Below are 14,797 nucleotides of genomic sequence, written 5' to 3' on the forward strand. Positions count from 1 at the left end.
CTATGAGATTTACATGGTTTGGCATATTGTTTATTGTTATACTTCAGCTTGCATGTAAGAAGGCTAATGATTGGTTAAATGTACCAAGAACAAAGCAGGATGTTGTATTTAGTACATTAAAGGATTATCAGGCCCTTTTAAACAATACGTCAATATTAAACGCGGCCCTACCCACTATCGGACTTATTGGATGTGACAACCTAATAGTATTAGATAAAAATATTCAGAGTCTCCCCGTAATCGAACGAAATTCGTATGTATGGAACAAGGATATCTTTGAAGGAAGAAACTCTGTTGAGTACAGCACTTCTTATCTGGCCATAAATTATGCGAATGTGGTATTGGATGGAATTGAAAAAATCGGAAGGTCGTCTTCAAATTATCATGAATTTAATTCGATTAAAGGACAGGCGCATTTCTTCAGAGCAATTTATTATTTAGAATTGGCTAGTTTATTTTGTAAGCCATTTTATGACCAGACTGCAAGTGAAGATAAAGGTCTCTGTCTGAGGAAGAGTCCTGATATAAATGAAATTGTGAAACGTTCCTCCTTAGCTGAAACTTATAAACTCATTCTGGAAGATGCGCGGTTGTCTGCGGATTTGCTAACTTCTGCTAATAATGTGAAAACCCAGCCAACTAAAAAGGCCGCGTATTTGCTATTGGCTAGAATTTATCTAAACATGTCTAACTTTGAAAACGCTAAAAAATATACAGATTCTTGTTTGTTGCTTGGCAATTCCTTGATAGATTTTAATATAGTTCCAAGAGAAAGTTTGCCCTATAGATTTCCTGATTTTAAAGGGGGAAACGATGAAATCATTTTCTATGCGCAAGGGAATTTATATCAAACGATCTATCCAAGTGAGAATACTGCGGTAAGTTTAGTTGATACTCTTCTTTATAGGCAGTATGAGTTGACAGATCTTAGACGCAAAGTCTTTTATCGTGAATTTGATTCAATTACAATAAAATTTAAGGGAAGTTATACTGGTGTAGCGAGTAATTTCTGTGGGTTAGCAACTAATGAGGCATATATAATTCGAGCGGAATGTAATGCACGTATGGGAAATTTGCCAGATGCAATCAAAGATATAAACGACTTGCTGAGAAAAAGATATCAGAGGGGAACGTATGTTGACTTTTGGTCGGATAACCAAGATGTTGTTTTGAGGAAAGTGTTGTTGGAAAGAAGAAAAGAGCTGCCTTTCACCGGCTTAATAAGGTGGCAAGATCTTAGGAGATTGAATCTTGATCCTAGCCTTGCCACATCAATATTTCGATATAATAAAGGAGTGTTAATTGAATTGAAGCCAAATGACAGTAAATATGTTTATCCAATTCCACAAAATGAAATCAATCTTGCAGGAATTGAACAAAACATACGATAGTTTTCAGTCATCATAAGTTGAAAGGACTACACAGAGATTAGACGGTATCTGTGTGCCAGGAGAATAAGAGCCACTAGCTGAGAAAGTGCAAACGTATGTAAACAAAGCGCCTCCAGAGCAAGAAAATGCTGGCGAAGAAGATGCTACTGTAAAGTGATTTTGGCTCGGTACTACGCTCGGTATGCAATAATAAGTTGTAAACCTCAACCCCCCATAAGCCTGAACACCACCAATTAATAACGCGATTGCAATTAAGCCAATTTTGAGCTTTTTCATAATAAAACGGTTTTGTGAGATCAATACGATTTTTTAAATTTTAGATGCTAGTAATAAAAGACAATACAATACGTGATTAAGAAAAGAGACAATAAACATTACGCGGTTAAAACAAGAGACAAGAATCAATAAGTAACAAAAAAGCGATACTACAAGCGCAGACCATTGTCATAGTCTATCTACTTCAGACGCTGCAATAAAAATGTTAAAGGGAAGGGGAAAGTTGGCGAAAACAGAAAGGAGAAAATGCGTGTGTAGCTTCAGGATAGCTGTACCTCCGAAGGAGTTATATCACTTTGCGGCTTGTTAACCTGAAAGATGGCATATATAGTAACTGTCAAGATTGCAATATTGAAAATGAGATGGTCCGCCCAGCCGAAATGCTTCACGATACCAGCGCAACTGCAAGGTACATGCGAAAACACATTCAACAAAATCATTCCGATATACCCGCTGAAAACAGCCAGCAACCCGGCTCCCGCATATAATCCCCACTTCACCGTTCTCCCTGAAATCATTAACGCGGCAATAACAAATTCAAGCAAGGGCAACCCCCAGGCCAACGGTTCCGCGAACGCATCGCTGAACGGCTGCTCCAGTAACCGGAACTTCCATAAACTAATGTCCGCCAACTTCACCACGGCGGCATATATCCAGAATAAAAACAGGAAAAATATAATACCCTCAAGCAGCCTCTTGTGCTTCATAGATACGTAATTAACGACGGTTATCAGATGCTAGTTCCCTCTTGTGTAGACATTATTTAGCGTAGCATGAATCGTGTTGGTCAGTTGTGCATTCTCATGTCGTTCATGCTTCTAATGTAAATCTACTCTTCTAATTTTATTTTCCAACTACCAAATTGACGGATTTCTTTGCATTTTTTTCATTCGTACAATTTTATTCCCTTCGAATATTCATCGGCGGCTGCTGATAATAATGCGCGAACACCCGCGAAAACCCCGCTGCAGACTCATATCCCACTTCCCACGCGATCTCCTGCACGGGAAGCCCCGTCTGCGTCAGCAATTTGCGTGCCTTGTCTAATCGCAGGTCACGGATGTAATCGCACAAATGCTGGTGGAACACTTTGTAATATCCCCGCCGCAACTGCGTGGGCTGAATCTCGAAACGCTTTGCCAGGTGCTGTATCGACAACTTCTTATCGATGTTCTCGGCGATGTAGCGCTTCACATTGTTAAGCGTTTGGTAATCGCGATGGTACACCGCCAGATCTTCCGCCCGGAAACTTACACCCGCCTTGCCGAGCGAACGGAACAGCAGGTCGAGCAGCAACACCTGGCGCTTCAATCGCCAGATATTGCCTTCCATCCCGCGCTGGTAAAGGCCCTGGAGCTGCTCCAGGTCTGAAGGCCCGAGGAGCACGCGGTCCGGTCCTTCATGCGGCAGCACGATGGATTCTTCTTGCACGAGCGACTGCATGGCCGGCGAAAAGAACAGGAAAAGAAAACGATGTGCGCCTTCCGGCAACTCCAGCTGGTGCGTGCCGGGCTGCAGGTTGAAGATCTGGAAGCTGTTGGGCTCCAGTTCCAGCGCGCCGCGGCCACGGGTATGCAGCCAGGCAGTGCCGTTGAGGTTGTACATGGCCACGGTGGCGGTAGTGGCAAGGAGGACCGACAGCATTTGGGTTTCCGACTGCTCCGTTTCGTATACCCACGTATGCAGGTACTGGTCTGAAAAATACTGGGTGAGGATCTCGCCGCCTGCGTTGCTGTTGTGATTGGCGATGGCTTCTTCGATGAGGCATTCCCGGTAGTTCGGCGGAATCTGCATGGTAAAATCATAGTTGGCCCCGTGCAGGATGCCTGCGGTTGTTTTCATTGGCATGGAAATTCTACTTTATGGTAATGAAATAGGTGTCGTGATATGGTTGTGCGCGACAGATAGCTTGATCGTTTTTTTGGAGCGATGGATGAAACTTCTACTGAAACAATACCGCAGTGGGAAATGTTGTGCCCTGACCCAAATTAGTATGTCATTGGTTCGTCAGCCGAAGCGGGGCCCTTCTGCCCGGGTTCTCCTGTTTTCCGCCGCGGTGTGTTCAAAAAGTTGGCCCGATGAAGGCTGTAAAGGTGGATTTGTTCATTTCCGGTGGATGGACCGCTTCCGGCCGGCGGCGCAATGTCATCCGCTGTTCAGATTTCTGCGGAAGCCGTTCGCGTTGCTTCCGGTGGTGAGTATCTTGTGCGCAGCTATCCGATCTATAGTGAAAACCCTTCAGAGGCCCAAAGCCGTAAGATGCTACACTATATTGTTCGGACGGGCGAAACACCCGTTCACGTAAACGAAAATCAACCGGTACATTCGCAAAAAAGCAGCTATATGGGGCATCCTTCGGGGGTGCCCTTTTTTCATGCGGCAGCTGATCGAAAAGATTTATATTTATCGGCATAACCGAAAACCATGAGATCCCGTACTTTACTTTTCCTGTTCCCGTTCCTGGCGCTGTGCGCCCTGGCTTCCGCCCAGAAAATCGACATTTCCTCCGGCAAGATCGATGCGCTGAAAGGCATCGATACTTTTCAGATCATATATAAATACGATAAACTGATGGTGGGGGATTTAGGGAGAGAATCGAATTATATCCGGAAGAAAAAGGCCGACGCCGAAAAAAGGGCCCCCGGCAGCGGGTACGCCTGGGAAGAAATGTGGATCGGCGACCGGTCGAAATATTACGAGCCCCAGTTCCTGGAAGCCATCCGGAAATTTTCGGAGAAAGAGATCGGCGACCACCCCGGCACCCGCTACCAACTGGTGCTCAGCTCCACCTACATCGAGCCGGGCCAAAGCGGCCTCATCCGGAAATCCGCCAAACTGAAAGGCACCATCACCGTCATCGATACCCAAAATCCGACCAAACCCCTCGTGAAAATCCAGATCGACGAAGCCACGGGCGAAAGCAATAAGGAAGATAACGGTACCGGCGGCCCCCGGATCGGCGCCGCCTATGCCAAAGCAGGGAAGGAGCTGGGGAATTACCTCCGCCAGCGGCTCGACTAATCGGCTTTCTTCAACTGCCGGCGGATGTTTTCCTTGTGCTGGGTGCCCCATTTACGGAGGGCGTCCACCACTTCGCCGAGGGTATTGCTATAATCAGTGATGCAGTATTCTACCAGCACGGGCGTGGTATCGTGTACCCGGCGGGTCACGAACCCGTTCAGTTCCAGCTCTTTCAATTCGTGGGAGAGCACTTTCGCCGCGATGCCGGGCACGGTTTTCTGCAGCTCGTTGAAACGCTTGTTGCCCGAACTGAGGGCCACAATGATCGGCAGCTTCCATTTTCCGTGCAACACGTACAAGGCGTCCTGTACCGCCGATAAAGCCGTACAGGTTTCCCATTCTGCCGAAATTGTTTGTAACTTTAACATAACCGGGTTGTTCTTTATATCTAATCGGGTAACATTGTCAAACTTACCTCAAAGTAACTACTTACCTTTAGGTAACTACTAACAAGTTGAAAGCAAATGTACATAAGTTTGCAATCCTGTTAATAACCAAACAGCACACAATATGAAAAAAGTAATGAGCCTCCTGCTGGCAGTCACCGTATCTGTTGGCGCCTTCGCACAATCCTCCTGGAAATCCGACGCAGCGCACTCCCAACTGAAATTCGATGTGCAGCACCTGGGCCTGTCCACCGTATCCGGTTCCTTCACCAAATTCGAAGCAGCCGTTACCGCATCCAAAGCGGATTTCAGCGATGGCCAATTCACCCTCACCGCAGAAACGGGTTCCATCAATACCGGCATCGAACAGCGCGACAACCACCTGAAATCCCCCGATTTCTTCGACGCAGCTACCAACGCCACCCTCACTTTCAAGAGCACTTCCCTGAAAAGCGCGGGTAATAATAAATATACCATCACCGGCGACCTCACCCTCCATGGCGTGACCAAACCCGTGACCCTCGAGCTCTGGTACCGCGGCACCATCGAAAACCCGATGAGCAAGAAGCCCACCGCAGGTTTCCGCGTAACCGGCAGCATCAAACGCAGCGATTTCGGCATCGGCGCCAAATTCCCCGCGCAAATGCTGAGCGACGATATCGCCATCTATGCCGACGGCGAATTCGTAAAACAATAGGAATTTCCCCTTTCGGATATTCGAAACCCGCCACTACGGCGGGTTTTTCTTTTTTCTAAAATAAAAGTCTACAAATGTAGTGGACTAATAGGTTTTCTCCCTATCTTTGTATCGTCATCAGAAAATCAGCATCAAAAACCAACCTACGATTATGTACACCACCAACCGCTATGCAGATTTGCTCCCCTTCCGTTACGAAATCATTTCGACCCGTCCCAAAGACCGTACCCCCATTCAGCCCGCTTCCGAAGGTTCGGTTGTACCGCTTTCCCATTTGCAGCGGGAAGATTTTATCGTACCATTTTCGTTCCTGGGCGCGGAAGGCGCTTACGTTCCGGGTAGCGAACTGCTGAACCAGCCGCTCGTGCTGGCTTTTTATTCCCGCCACTGGAACGGGTATGCCCCTGATTTTGTACGGCAGTTGGAAGATTTGTATGCGGATATCCAGGTGATGGGAGGGCAGTTGCTGGTAGTTTCCGGCGATCCGGTGGAAGAGCTGAAAGCCCTTGGCGCGAAGTTCCCGCTGGCATATGACAAAGATTACGCCATCGCGAAGAGCGCGGGGATTTATGCGGAAACGGACCCGCTGTGGGCGCGCCTGTCCGGTTTCGAGGAAAATGCGCCCTTGCCGGCAACTTACGTGCTCGGCCAGAGCCAGCGCATCGCCTGGGCGTTTACCGACCCCTTGTTCGACCAGCGCATTCCCCGCCGCGAGTTGCTCACGGCCGTTTATACCGCCGGCCAGGCCCAGGCGCTCAGCCGGGCCATCGCGTAAGGCCTAGAGGTAGGGTTTCATTTCATCTTCAATGTTCTTGCGGAGGTCCATCAACCGGTGGGCGTATTCCTCCATACTTTTCTCGGGCTCTGTGCGCGGCGTCCATTTCGGGACCTGCACGGTCTGGCCCTTTTCGTCGATCGCGGCGAACACCATGATACAGTGGGTCGTTTTCACTTTCTCCTTTTGACGCGGGCTGCCGGCATACACATGAATGGAAATATGCATGCTGGTGTTGCCGGTGTAGATGATGGAGGCATCGATCTCTACGAGGTCGCCGATGGCGATGGGCTTGTAGAAGCGGATGCCGCCCACGTAGACGGTCACGCAGTATTGTCCGCTCCAGTTGGCCGCGCAGGTGAACCCGGCCTGGTCGATCCATTTCATCACGGAGCCTCCGTGCACTTTGCCACCGAAGTTAACATCGGAGGGCTCGGCGAGGAAGCGGAGGGTTACGGTGTGGGGGGATGATGTTTCCATATATTATAATTGAGCGTGAAACTGTGATGTGCGGCGGTGTTGCTTCCGCCAGTTCCAGGGGGCCATGGGCTGTGGTTCTGCCCAGAGCCCTTTCCGTTCGGCCCGCGCTTTTTGCTGGGCGCGCGCCATGTCGGGGTTTTTGCTGAACTGGGTATAATGCCAGGCAAACCCCGCCGCCACGAGGCGATGGTTCAGGGAAGTACCGTCTGGCAGGTAAATTTCCGCCACGATCCTCCCGTACTGGTCTTTGTCTTTCTTCTCCATGCGTACGGTTTTCCCGAAACAAAGGTCGGCCGTGTATTGCCGCGATTTCTCCCCGAAAGGCTGCCCCTTCTCCGGCGCGTCTACCCCAAAAAGCCGGATGCGCACCGCTTTGCCGTTTATCAGCATTTCAATCGTATCGCCATCCTTTACCGAAATTACTTTCCCCGTTTGTGCGCTGGTTGCGCAGCCAGTAAATATTAAAAAGAATAATAAAACAAATCGCATGGATGCAATATGTAAAAAAATCCTTGGATAATCCGGATGGCTTGCTATTTTTATGCAAACGTTTGCACGTTCTTAGATCCATTTACGCGTTTACAGTTTAAATTGTTATCCATGATTTCCACCTTCGGAAAATGGGCCTCCGCACTGGCATTCCTCGTTATGCCGGCCGCCGTTGCCGCCCAGTCGAAAAACGACATGCGCCGGCTCATCGCCGACAATCTCGATTTCGCCGTACAGCAGTACCAGGTGCTGCAAGACAGTACGCCGGCAGACCGCATGCCGCGCACCTTTCAGCACGGCCGCTCCGTCACCTCCGACACCGAATGGTGGTGCAGCGGTTTTTATCCCGGCACGCTCTGGTACCTGTACGAATATTCCAAAGACGCGAAAGTGAAAGCCGAAGCGGAACGCCGCCTCGCCATCCTCGAAAGGGAAAAACGTTACACCGGCAATCACGACATCGGCTTCATGATTTTTTGCTCCTTCGGCAACGCCTATCGCATCACCGGCGATAAAAAATATAAAGACGTGGTAGACACGGCGGCGGTTTATCAAATCACCCGATATCGCCCTTCCATCCGGTCTATCCAGTCGTGGAACAAAAACAAACGCCTCAACTGTCCGGTAATCATCGACAATATGATGAACCTCGAACAATTGCTCTGGGTATCGCAACAGGGCGGCGACAAACGTTTTGCCGACATCGCCGTCACCCACGCCAACACCACATTGCAGAACCACTACCGCCCAGACCACAGCACGTTCCACATCGTGGATTACGACCTGGAAAAAGGCACCGTGATCCAGAAAGTGAATGGCCAGGGCGCGCACGACACGTCTGCCTGGAGCCGCGGCCAGGCCTGGGGATTGTATGGCTGGACGATCATGTACCGCTTTACCCGGGACCAAAAGTATCTCGAGCAGGCGCGCCATGTGGCGAAGTTCATCCTGCATCATCCCAACCTGCCGGCCGATAAAATCCCGTACTGGGATTACAACGCGCCGCAAATCCCCACTTCCCGCGATGCTTCCGCCGCCGCCATCGCCGCATCTGCGCTGCTGGAACTGGGCCAGTATGTCGACAAAAAAGAACAACAGGAATATGTGACCGCCGCGGCCACGATGCTGCGGTCGCTCGCGTCGCCGGCCTACCGCGCGAAGCTGGGCGAAAACGGCGGATTTATTTTGAAGAACAGCGTAGGGCATTTCCTCGCCAACGGGGAAGTGGACGTGCCGCTGACGTACGCGGATTATTATTTTGTGGAAGGCCTGCTGCGCTATAAAAAATGGTATTTGTAAATGGAGAGAAGGAATTTTTTGAAGTGGACATCGCTTTTCGGCGCAGCGGCCGCCGTGCCGGGCGCTGCGGCCATGGGCATTTCGCCCGAAATATTACCGGCTCCCGCCGGCGATCGTGCTTTTTGGGTGGAACTGCTGCGGAAGATGGCGATGCCGGTGCTGGGGAACCTCAGCGCAGGAACGCTCCGCAAAAACTGGGAGATGGAATACGCACCGCAATGGGGCAACCGTGAAAAAACATCCGCCTGGCTGGAGGCGTTCGGCCGGCTGACGGCAGGTATCGCGCCATGGCTCGCCCTTCCGGACGATGCATCCGCCGAAGGCAAGCTGCGCAGCACCCTGCGCGCGCAAATGCTCCAAAGCCTCGACCACTGCGTAGACCCCTCCAGCCCGGATTACATGAACTGGTCTGTAGGCGGGCAACCGCTCGTAGATGCCGCGTTCCTCGTCCATGGTTTTCTGCGCGCACCAAAAGCCCTGTGGGAGCCGCTTTCTGCCATCACCAAGGCAAGATTCGTGAAGGAATTACAGCAATTCCGCCGCCTGGGAGGGTTCAAAAATAACTGGACTTTGTTCGCGGGTATCGTGGAGGCGTTTTTGTGCCACATCGGGGAAGAATACCGGAAAGACCGGATCGATGAGGCGCTCGACAAAACGGCGTCGTGGTACAAGGGTGACAGCCAATACGGCGACGGCCCGTCTTTCCACTTCGATTATTACAATGCGTTCGTGATCCAGCCGATGTATGTGGATATTCTGAAAGTGATGGCCGGTAAAGACGCGGCTTACCGCAAGGCGTACGACCTGGCGCTTCGCCGGATGCAGCGGTACGCCGTGATCCTGGAGCGCCAGATTTCCCCGGAGGGCACATACCCGATCGTGGGCCGGTCTGCCACTTACCGGGCGGCGGTTTTTCAGCCGCTGGCGCAACTCGCACTCACGGGCGAACTGCCGGAGGAGCTAACGCCTGCGCAGGTACGCTGCGGTATGACGGCGGTGATGAAGCGCCAGTTCAACCATCCGGGTACCTTCGACCGGAAAGGCTGGCTCACGCTGGGTGTGATCGGGCATCAGCCGGGCGTGGCGGATTATTATTCCAACTCGGGAAGCATGTACCTGGCCGCGGTGGCGCTGCTGCCTTTAGGGTTGCCGGCGAGCCATCCGTTCTGGGCGGCGCCTTTCGCTGACTGGACGATGCGCAAGGCCTGGAAAGGCGAAGCATTCGGGATCGATCATGCCATAAATTTTTAACGTCACGGTTACGCCTAATCGAAACTTTTAATGGCTGAAATGTGTTATATTGGATGTAGAATGGCGAGCGCCTCATCGTGCCGCCGTTCTGCATTGTTTATTTAGTAGTAATGATGAAAAAAAACTAGGGCTGGTATTTTCATACCAGCCCCTTTTTTATGCGTTGATTATCAGGATGATCATGGCTTTTGGGCCTTCGCGAAATCGCGGAGGTAGCCGCATTCTTTGATAATATCCTGGTAGAAGCGCGTGTTTTTGTAATCTGCCTGCAGCGCAGGGAAATACGGATTTTGACGGATAGCCTGCATATGCCATTCCAGCTGCTCGGAATAAGGCAGGTGCTTTTGGGCGCAGCGGGCGGCCAGGAACAGGGCTTTCGCCTTGAATTCCGGATCGGTGGACGCGTCTGCCGCTTTTTTATAGTATTCTTCCGCGCGGTAGCAACCGTAATATTCTTTCAGCCAGGGCGTTTTATCGTACTCCGGCTGCCACCAGTCGGTACTGGGGCGGTAATCCGCTGCAAGGTGGTATGCTGCGCCGTAGTACGAGAAACTGAACAGTCCGTTGGCGTATTCGAAATACGTTTCCGGGTTGACTTTCGATTTCTTCATCTCCTTTTCCAGCGACACCATTTTTTCCGCGAACTGCAATTCCGTTACAGGCGTTGCCAGCGAATCCGGATCCGTATAGCCATAATCCTGCAACTGCGGGCGGAGCGCCAGTTCCGTTTTCCGGCTGCTGCCGCTGCGTTTGAACCATTCCACCGCGTCGGCGAACTGGTGGTTGCGCACGTAGCTGATGGCGATGGCTTCGCCGAGCTCGTTTTCTGACAGTTTCAGGCTTTGGTAGAGATAGGCTTCGTAGGGCGACTGGTTCCTGGCTTTCCGGCCGTTGTACAGCGAAATCATGGCGTTGGTGCTGAGGCTGTCTGTGATATAGCTTTTGGCGGAAACGAACGTCCAGTAGTATTGATATTGCTTCACGCGGTCGCGGACGGAAAGGGCGAGGGCCTGGCGAACGGGATCGCCTTGTTTGGCGTAGCGCGGGGCGATGATGAAGTCCATCAGGTTGCGGTACAGCCGGGAATAGAAATCACCGTCGAGCGATTCGGGTGCGGGGTCGTACCAGTATTCACGATCGGTCTGTTTGGGTAGTTTGGTATCGAGCCAGCGGAGAGAAGGGAGGAGGGCTTGCTCGAAGGGCGCGTCCAGCCTGGGTTGCTCCGCGATGGTCAGCAACAGTTTCACCACTTCGAACTGATCTTTCACCGCAGGCCGCGCCGGCAGGGTTTGTGCGGTGGCGAGGCTGGCGCGGGCGGATTTGAAATCGCGCATGATGTAAGACAGGTACGCGCTGGAAATGTGGTACAGCGACGTTTCCTTCACTTTGCCTTCTTTCGCGATGCGGTTCACCACTTCGCGGAGGTTTTCCACTTTATCGGGGGCGTATTCGGAAGATTCATAATAGTTTTGGAACATGCCGCTTTCCTTGCCGAGCGCGGCGGTCAGGTAATTTTCTTCCAGCTTCGCGATCTCCCGGCTGAGGAGCACGTCCAGCAGCGGGTGTTTCGGGTCGTGGGCGTAGGTTTGTTCCAATCCCTGCGGATAATAATCCGTTTGCCGCATGGCGTAAATGGCGGTGATGGTACCTCTTTCGTACGGGGTTTTGCAAAGTTGCAGCACGCTGTTTTCGTAAACGCCGGCCCATTTCATATTCAGGAACGCAAGCCTGCGCTGGCTGGGCACTTTGTCGAAAATCTGTGAGAAGAGGTACGCGCTCTGCGCTTTCTTGCCTGTGCGCATGAGGGCGCCGGCTTTGAGGGCGAGGGTGCGGTAGTGGATGAGCGATTCGCCTTTCAGCGGGGCTGCGAGGGAATCGTAATATTGCAGTGCCTGGTTGTAGTTCTTCGCGAAGTGGGCCATGCGCACCGACTGGAAAGCATATCGCTCGCGGATCTGCGGGTTTTGTGCGGCGCGGTACAATTGCATCCCGTTCTTCGCCAGGCGCAGCATGGCGACGGAGTCGCGTTTGGGCTCCTCCCAGGGGTTGTCGGAACCGGAATTGGCTTCACATTGCTTGGCGTACATGAGGTAGCCGAGCGTTTCGCGGTCTTTCGATTCCAGGAAATATTTCGTCAGCCCGTTTTTCTCTACGCTGTCCGGCAGTTGCAGCGGCTGATTTTTTTCAATGTGATTGTACAGTGTGCTCATCTGCGGCCGGGAGTAGGTGTAGATGAATTCCGTCAGATCGTCTTTCGAAACTTTCCCGTTGAAAAACGTTCCCCATTCCTGCAGGTTCAGTGTTTGTTCCGGCGTTTCCGCGGCATAATAATCCGTGAGCGCGGTGTAGTAAAATGGCTCGAAGCCAGGCTTTTCCGCCAGGTTGGGGTTGAACATCGAGGTGTAATAATCGTAGGGGTCGGCTTCTCCGCCGCACGACCATACATAGGCCGCGCCAGCCAGCGTCATCGCCAGGGCGCTACCCGAATAGACGGTAAATCGTTTCCAGTTCATGGAGGTCATATTTTTTGAGAATTCCAGGTTCGAGATGATAGAATATGATGGTGGGCTCGCCGGGCTGGCGCTGGTCAGATAGCTGCCTGGCGGCCTTTTTCAATACATCCGGCGGACTGTCTTCGTGCCTGACCACATCGCCGGGATGCAGCCGTACGCCGCCGATGGCCGTGTCTTTCACAACGGTGTAACTGAATTCGCCCGCGGGCCGGAACACCTGTTCGTTTTGCAGGGGCATGTTGCGCGTGAGGCCGGCGTATTGCCCTTTCCGGAAAAGGACGTCCCATTCAAAGAGCGGCAGCGCGAAATCGAGCGGCAGCGGATAGGTTGAGATGCGGTCTTTGCCGGTATAGGCGCGTAAGGTGTTGAGATCGATGATGGAGTTATGGTCGCCGGGTTTGCGGAGGTCGCCCATGTTGTAGCACATCAGCAAACCTTTATCTACCGGCGGAACCCCGCTGCCGGCGGAGTATTTCACCTGGTGGAGGCGGATGGTGGCCGACAGCAGGCGGTTTTGGAAGAAAGGTTCCCGGCGGATGGCGCGCAGGAAAGCGAAATACGGCTCGCGGGTGCTGCGGGTCCAGTCGCAATCGAGCTGGATTTCCGGGATGCGTTCCTGGGGGATGTTGCGGCACACCTGTTCGAGAAGCTCCGCGGTCCGCCGCGCGATTTCGGTGGTCCAGCTACTGTCTTGCCGTTGCCAGACTTCGTTCATGATAAACAGGACGGGGATGACGAGCGCGCTGTCCGGAAACGGGGCGCGAAGGTCTGTGATGGCAACCGGCACGGCGTTATCCGCTTGCCGGTCGATGTCGAAGCACTTCACATAGAGCCGGGTAACGCCGAGTTTTTGCAGCGCCTGCGATTCGCCGGGGGCGGGTTCGTACCGCTGTTTCCAGTGATAGAAGGCGCGGTGCGTTTCGCGGGGTTGGTGGCAGGCGAGGGCAGCCATCAGGAGGGGTAACCATATATATCGGTGTATCGGCATCAGCTGCAAATATCGGAAAACAGCCATAGAATAAAATCAGTGGAATCAGGGATATTCTGTAATACCGTGTTCAGCGGGAGGCGGTTGCGTTTTGGCGTTGGGGGTTATTGGCGGGCGTGTTCGTGCCAGGCCGAGTACAGCTGCGCCCGCCCGAATTTCGACGGCATGGTGTGGATTTTCTGCAGCGGATGCATGTCCAGCTCCAGCAGTAGCGCCTGAAGGGACGAAAAACTGAGGGGATAGGGCACCCAGGGATTGGGCGTATCGGTATCGTATTCCACAAAAAGAAAAATGCCTCCCGGCAGCAGATGTTCTGCCGCGCGACGGAGAAACGCATGCTGGTCTTGTACGAAATGCAGTGAATTGGCCATGAGGATGCCGTTGAGTGGCGGGAACGGCCAATCTTCGGTCACGAAATTCATGATATGCGGCACGATGCCGGGAGATGTTGGCGGTGTGGTGTCGCGGTCTACGGCGTAAACCTGGCTGTTGGCGGGGAGTTGGCGGAGGAGGGCCTGGGAAAAGAGGCCCTGTCCGGCGCCGAGGTCGGCCCAAGTTTGTGGTTTGCCGGTGGCGGGAAATGGTAGCCGGATGAGGCGGAGGGCTTCTTCAGCGGTCATGGTGGGGATGGGTGGACGGTTATTTCGGATTGATGGCGATGATGCGGTAGCCTTCGGGGAGGGGCGCGAACCAGATGCGTCCGCCGGCGATCATGGCGCCCTGGGAGTTGCGGAAGATGCGGTCGAGCCGGAGGGTGTCGATGGCTGTTTTGAGGGAAGGGTCGAAAACCTGTTGATATTGGGAGGTGAAGTCGGTGGCGGAGGGGTAGAGGCGAAGGGGGAATCGGATGACGGCGGCGATGCTGTCTGCCTGGTTTTCCCGAACCCAGGATTTAAACCGGGCGATGAATTGTTTGAAATCTGCGGGGTCGTCGAACCCGGCGGTTTCCCAGCTGGTGGGGATGGACCCGTCGTCGAACACGGAGTCGGGGGCCTGGATTTGGGCGGTGGTGACGTTGATGGAAGGCGGAGGGGCTACGGGCACGAGGTTTTTGACGTCATTGACGATGGAGGAGTCTTGTGCCGGGGGCTTTGCGGCCTGGTTGCAGGACGCGAAAATGGCGAGGAGGGTTATGGGGAGGAGGTTTTTCATATATCACGGATTGAGCGTGAATGAAATTAGCCAATTCCTGCCGAAAAAAATTCGGTGAAAAGATTTGCGTTTATGGGAA

The 14,797-nt window shown here is 52.6% G+C and carries 15 protein-coding genes; 6 read left to right on the forward strand and 9 right to left on the reverse strand.

The features are described from left to right. The first annotated feature begins 2 nt into the window (after positions 1–2). Positions 3–1,391 carry a RagB/SusD family nutrient uptake outer membrane protein gene (locus tag WJU22_RS09725; protein WP_341843044.1) on the forward strand — a complete coding sequence of 463 codons (1,389 nt, stop codon included), beginning with the start codon at positions 3–5 and terminating at the stop codon, positions 1,389–1,391. Between the two features lie 536 nt (positions 1,392–1,927). Here the strand turns inward: WJU22_RS09725 and WJU22_RS09730 are convergent. Together WJU22_RS09730 and WJU22_RS09735 are read right to left on the reverse strand one after the other, a co-directional pair. Continuing rightward, a complete protein-coding gene (locus tag WJU22_RS09730) occupies positions 1,928–2,374 on the reverse strand; it encodes a MauE/DoxX family redox-associated membrane protein (RefSeq protein WP_341843045.1) in 447 nt (148 codons plus the stop codon). A 193-nt stretch (positions 2,375–2,567) separates the two neighbouring features. Next, the gene (locus WJU22_RS09735) at positions 2,568–3,509 is read right to left on the reverse strand and encodes an AraC family transcriptional regulator (protein WP_341843046.1); all 942 of its coding nucleotides are present in this window, start codon (positions 3,507–3,509) and stop codon (positions 2,568–2,570) included. 582 nt (positions 3,510–4,091) lie between these two features. Here WJU22_RS09735 and WJU22_RS09740 point away from each other — a divergent pair. Further along, on the forward strand, positions 4,092–4,688 hold the full coding sequence (locus WJU22_RS09740; RefSeq protein WP_341843047.1) for a hypothetical protein: 597 nt from the start codon (positions 4,092–4,094) through the stop codon (positions 4,686–4,688). Here the strand turns inward: WJU22_RS09740 and WJU22_RS09745 are convergent. Then, positions 4,685–5,056, reverse strand: a complete 372-nt coding sequence (locus tag WJU22_RS09745; RefSeq protein ID WP_109693981.1) for a winged helix-turn-helix transcriptional regulator — start codon at positions 5,054–5,056, stop codon at positions 4,685–4,687. The two genes, WJU22_RS09740 and WJU22_RS09745, sit on opposite strands and share 4 nt — an antisense overlap. 142 nt (positions 5,057–5,198) lie before the next feature. Here WJU22_RS09745 and WJU22_RS09750 point away from each other — a divergent pair, with 142 nt between their 5' ends. Together WJU22_RS09750 and WJU22_RS09755 are read left to right on the forward strand one after the other, a co-directional pair. Further along, a complete protein-coding gene (locus tag WJU22_RS09750; RefSeq protein ID WP_341843048.1) occupies positions 5,199–5,771 on the forward strand; it encodes a YceI family protein in 573 nt (190 codons plus the stop codon). Positions 5,772–5,922: 151 nt separating this feature from the next. Further along, complete coding sequence (locus tag WJU22_RS09755) at positions 5,923–6,546, forward strand: redoxin domain-containing protein (protein WP_341843049.1); 624 nt, start codon at positions 5,923–5,925, stop codon at positions 6,544–6,546. A 3-nt stretch (positions 6,547–6,549) separates the two neighbouring features. Here WJU22_RS09755 and WJU22_RS09760 read toward each other — a convergent pair whose 3' ends face one another. Together WJU22_RS09760 and WJU22_RS09765 are read right to left on the reverse strand one after the other, a co-directional pair. Continuing rightward, entirely contained in the window at positions 6,550–7,026 is a 477-nt protein-coding gene (locus WJU22_RS09760; RefSeq protein WP_341843050.1) for an acyl-CoA thioesterase, read from the reverse strand. A 3-nt stretch (positions 7,027–7,029) separates the two neighbouring features. Next, on the reverse strand, positions 7,030–7,416 hold the full coding sequence (locus WJU22_RS09765; RefSeq protein WP_341843051.1) for a thermonuclease family protein: 387 nt from the start codon (positions 7,414–7,416) through the stop codon (positions 7,030–7,032). Between the two features lie 210 nt (positions 7,417–7,626). Between WJU22_RS09765 and WJU22_RS09770 the strand changes: the two genes are divergently transcribed. Further along, positions 7,627–8,814 (forward strand): glycoside hydrolase family 88 protein, encoded by a 1,188-nt coding sequence (locus WJU22_RS09770; RefSeq protein WP_341843052.1) that lies wholly within the window; start codon positions 7,627–7,629, stop codon positions 8,812–8,814. After that, positions 8,815–10,065 (forward strand): DUF2264 domain-containing protein, encoded by a 1,251-nt coding sequence (locus WJU22_RS09775; protein ID WP_341843053.1) that lies wholly within the window; start codon positions 8,815–8,817, stop codon positions 10,063–10,065. A 179-nt stretch (positions 10,066–10,244) separates the two neighbouring features. On the opposite strand, the gene WJU22_RS09780 is transcribed toward WJU22_RS09775, so the two are convergent. The 4 genes from WJU22_RS09780 to WJU22_RS09795 all read right to left on the reverse strand — a co-directional run bounded on the left by WJU22_RS09780 (position 10,245) and on the right by WJU22_RS09795 (position 14,718). Beyond that, positions 10,245–12,578, reverse strand: a complete 2,334-nt coding sequence (locus tag WJU22_RS09780) for a hypothetical protein (RefSeq protein ID WP_341843054.1) — start codon at positions 12,576–12,578, stop codon at positions 10,245–10,247. Next, positions 12,544–13,530: a hypothetical protein gene (locus tag WJU22_RS09785; RefSeq protein ID WP_341843055.1), complete on the reverse strand. Its 987-nt coding sequence runs from the start codon at positions 13,528–13,530 to the stop codon at positions 12,544–12,546. The genes WJU22_RS09780 and WJU22_RS09785 overlap by 35 nt, the downstream gene beginning before the upstream one ends. Positions 13,531–13,670: 140 nt before the next feature. Next, positions 13,671–14,186, reverse strand: a complete 516-nt coding sequence (locus WJU22_RS09790; protein ID WP_341843056.1) for a class I SAM-dependent methyltransferase — start codon at positions 14,184–14,186, stop codon at positions 13,671–13,673. Positions 14,187–14,205: 19 nt separating this feature from the next. Next, positions 14,206–14,718 (reverse strand): hypothetical protein, encoded by a 513-nt coding sequence (locus tag WJU22_RS09795; RefSeq protein ID WP_341843057.1) that lies wholly within the window; start codon positions 14,716–14,718, stop codon positions 14,206–14,208. Positions 14,719–14,797 lie beyond the last annotated feature (79 nt).

The sequence above is a fragment of the Chitinophaga caseinilytica genome, assembly GCF_038396765.1.
In the GTDB taxonomy this organism is placed as follows: Bacteria; Bacteroidota; Bacteroidia; order Chitinophagales; family Chitinophagaceae; genus Chitinophaga; species Chitinophaga caseinilytica.

Bases quoted from the DNA above. Each gene is read 5' to 3' on its own strand.
- WJU22_RS09745 (WP_109693981.1), bottom strand. From the start codon at position 5,056: ATGTTAAAGTTACAAACAATTTCGGCAGAATGGGAAACCTGTACGGCT.
- WJU22_RS09765 (WP_341843051.1), bottom strand. From the start codon at position 7,416: ATGCTGATAAACGGCAAAGCGGTGCGCATCCGGCTTTTTGGGGTAGAC.
- WJU22_RS09795 (WP_341843057.1), bottom strand. From the start codon at position 14,718: ATGAAAAACCTCCTCCCCATAACCCTCCTCGCCATTTTCGCGTCCTGC.
- WJU22_RS09760 (WP_341843050.1), bottom strand. From the start codon at position 7,026: ATGGAAACATCATCCCCCCACACCGTAACCCTCCGCTTCCTCGCCGAG.
- WJU22_RS09750 (WP_341843048.1), top strand. From the start codon at position 5,199: ATGAAAAAAGTAATGAGCCTCCTGCTGGCAGTCACCGTATCTGTTGGC.
- WJU22_RS09770 (WP_341843052.1), top strand. From the start codon at position 7,627: ATGATTTCCACCTTCGGAAAATGGGCCTCCGCACTGGCATTCCTCGTT.
- WJU22_RS09775 (WP_341843053.1), top strand. From the start codon at position 8,815: ATGGAGAGAAGGAATTTTTTGAAGTGGACATCGCTTTTCGGCGCAGCG.
- WJU22_RS09755 (WP_341843049.1), top strand. From the start codon at position 5,923: ATGTACACCACCAACCGCTATGCAGATTTGCTCCCCTTCCGTTACGAA.
- WJU22_RS09780 (WP_341843054.1), bottom strand. From the start codon at position 12,578: ATGAACTGGAAACGATTTACCGTCTATTCGGGTAGCGCCCTGGCGATG.
- WJU22_RS09790 (WP_341843056.1), bottom strand. From the start codon at position 14,186: ATGACCGCTGAAGAAGCCCTCCGCCTCATCCGGCTACCATTTCCCGCC.
- WJU22_RS09785 (WP_341843055.1), bottom strand. From the start codon at position 13,530: ATGGCTGCCCTCGCCTGCCACCAACCCCGCGAAACGCACCGCGCCTTC.
- WJU22_RS09725 (WP_341843044.1), top strand. From the start codon at position 3: ATGAGATTTACATGGTTTGGCATATTGTTTATTGTTATACTTCAGCTT.
- WJU22_RS09735 (WP_341843046.1), bottom strand. From the start codon at position 3,509: ATGAAAACAACCGCAGGCATCCTGCACGGGGCCAACTATGATTTTACC.
- WJU22_RS09730 (WP_341843045.1), bottom strand. From the start codon at position 2,374: ATGAAGCACAAGAGGCTGCTTGAGGGTATTATATTTTTCCTGTTTTTA.
- WJU22_RS09740 (WP_341843047.1), top strand. From the start codon at position 4,092: ATGAGATCCCGTACTTTACTTTTCCTGTTCCCGTTCCTGGCGCTGTGC.